Source organism: Mesorhizobium kowhaii (assembly GCF_042431665.1).
GTDB classification, from domain to species: Bacteria; Pseudomonadota; Alphaproteobacteria; order Rhizobiales; family Rhizobiaceae; genus Mesorhizobium; species Mesorhizobium kowhaii.
This window is the reverse complement of sequence record NZ_JBHLYT010000077.1, coordinates 1-2,533: the sequence shown is the minus strand read 5'-3', so window position 1 is coordinate 2,533 and position 2,533 is coordinate 1. Positions and strand designations below refer to the sequence as shown.

General features: G+C 66.5%; 2 protein-coding genes. Both read left to right on the top strand.

The genetic code is table 11. The features are described 5' to 3' along the window. The first annotated feature begins 128 nt into the window (after positions 1-128). Positions 129-1,037, top strand: coding sequence for a tyrosine-type recombinase/integrase (locus ACFFNA_RS34225; protein WP_378924306.1), 909 nt, complete (start codon positions 129-131; stop codon positions 1,035-1,037). A 3-nt stretch (positions 1,038-1,040) separates the two neighbouring features. Continuing rightward, positions 1,041-2,234 (top strand): IS91 family transposase, encoded by a 1,194-nt coding sequence (locus tag ACFFNA_RS34220; RefSeq protein WP_378924304.1) that lies wholly within the window; start codon positions 1,041-1,043, stop codon positions 2,232-2,234. The last annotated feature ends 299 nt before the right edge of the window (positions 2,235-2,533 follow it).

The following is a 2,533-nucleotide window of genomic DNA, read 5'->3' as shown; positions in this document are numbered from 1 at the left end:
GAACGAACCCGCTGCGCGGGAGGGCGCCTGCGGTTGAGGTAGAGATCAAGAACCGGTCGTTGCGCCTGCATTGAGCGGGGTTCGGCAGCGGCAGAGCATCACAGGCTTCTTCAACAAGGAGTCTGACCATGCCTCATCCAGTTCTCGAAGCTTCGATCAGCCCGTTGCGCCAGCGACTGATCGACGACATGAACATGCGGCGTTTCTCCCGGGAGACGCAACGCAACTATCTCCGCGACATCGGACGCCTGGCGACATTCCTTGGGCGATCACCAGGCACAGCAACCACCGACGACTTGCGCCGGTTCCAGATCAAGCAGCAGGACGACGGCGTTCCAGTGCCGACCATGAACAGCATCGTGTCGGCGCTGCGCTTCTTCTTCACGCATACGGTCGATCGTCCCGATCTGGCGCGCAAGCTCGTTCGTCTGGCGCATCCGCGCAAGCTGCCCGTGGTCCTGAGCCGCGACGAGGTTGCCCGGCTGCTCAACGCCACCACCTGCCTCAAGCACCAGGCCGCGCTCTCGGTCGCCTATGGCGCGGGCCTGCGCGTCGCCGAGGTGTCGATGCTGAAGGTCGCCGACGTCGACAGCGAGCGCATGCTGCTGCGCGTCGAGCGCGGCAAAGGCGGGCGATATCGCAACGCCATGCTCTCAGAGGACCTGCTCGTGCTGCTGCGCCAGTGGTGGAAGGTCGGGCGGCAGCAGGGCGTGATGCACCGCGACGGCTGGTTGTTTCCGGGGCAGCATCCGATGAAGCCGATCAGCACGCGGCAGCTCTATCGCGTGGTCGTCGAGGCGGCCCAGGCCGCCGACATCGCCAAGCGGGTCGGGCCGCACACGCTGCGCCACAGCTTCGCCACCCACCTGCTGGAGGACGGCACCGACATCCGGATCATCCAGGTCCTGCTCGGGCACGCCAAGCTGAACAACACCGCCTTCTATACCAAGGTCGCGACCCGCACGGTGCGAACGGTGACGAGCCCGCTCGACAAGCTTGGCTTGTTCAAGCCGGGAGAGATCTCGCCCGACGGCTGAGCCGTGCGCGCTTCTGTCGAGGTCGCCGACGTCTTCCGTGCCGCCGGGCCTGCCTATCGGGCCGTCTATGCAGGTCATCTGAGCCTGCAGCAACTCAAGGTCATGTCGGCGATCGAGCAATGTCGCACCGCGGCCCTCGGCGGGCATGTCGAAGCCTGCGAGGACTGCGGCGAGTGGCGCATCGCCTACAATTCCTGCCGCAACCGGCATTGTCCCAAGTGCCAGGGCGCGGCCGCGCGGACATGGCTCGCCGAGCGAGAGGCCGACCTGCTGCCGGTCGGATACTTCCACGTCGTATTCACGCTCCCCGCCAAGGTCGCCGACATCGCGTTCCAGAACAAGGCGGCGGTCTACGACCTGCTGTTCAAGGCGGCATCGGAGACGATGCTGACGATCGCGGCGGATCCAAAGCATCTCGGCGCGCGCATCGGCATCACCGCCGTCCTTCACACTTGGGGTTCGGCGATGACGCACCATCCGCACGCGCACATGATCGTGCCGGGCGGCGGCATCGCGCCGGATGGAAGCCGGTGGATATCGTCGCGCCCGGCCTTCCTGCTCCCGGTGAGGGTTCTCGGCAAGCTGTTCCGCCGGTTGTTCCTCAACAGGCTGATCGCGCTGCACGACGCCGAGCGGTTAGCCTTCTTCGGAACAATGGCACACCTGGCAGATCGCCGGGCCTTCCTGCGCCATCTTGCTCCCGTCCTGAAGAAGCGCTGGGTGGTCTATGCCAAGGCGCCGTTCGCGGGACCGGAGGCGGTGCTCGCCTACCTGTCGCGCTACACCCACCGGGTCGCGATCTCGAACAGCCGCCTGATCGCCTTCGACAAGAACAGCGTCACCTTCCGCTACAAAGACTACCGCCGTGACGGCGCCGACCGGCAGCAGGTCATGGTGCTCACGATCGATGAGTTCATCCGCCGCTTCCTGCTCCATGTCCTGCCGCACGGCTTCCATCGCATCCGGCATTACGGCCTGCTTGCCGGCGGCTCCCGCAAAGGCAGCCTCGCACGCGTCCGCGAACTGCTGAACGTCGCTGCGCCGTCCGAGAACGACACCTCGGAAGAGCCGGCTGATGTCCGGCCGCCATGCCCCTGCTGCGGCGGACGCATGATCGTCATCGAGACGATCGAACGGTGGAGGCAGCCGCGCGGACCGCCCGACGCGAGGACAACTCACCGGGAGACCGTCCCGTGACCCGGCATGACATGATCCAGCCTCCAGCCGCAGGCGCTCAGCCTCCGGCAACGGATCCACACGCGCTCGCGATGATCATCGACGCCGCAGGGGGCGCATCCGGCTGCGCGACGAGCCGACCACGCCGCGTGGCCGGAAGGCGAAGCGGGCCGTTCGCATCAAACCCGGCGCTTCCCCGCGGCAGTCGCGCCCTCGCCGACATCCGCCGCAAATCGAAATCTCCATAGCCATCGACTGTGGCCCGCGGGTTCCTTCCTCGGGGACTTTCGTACGCCTGCCGGCGCCCGAAACTCTTCACG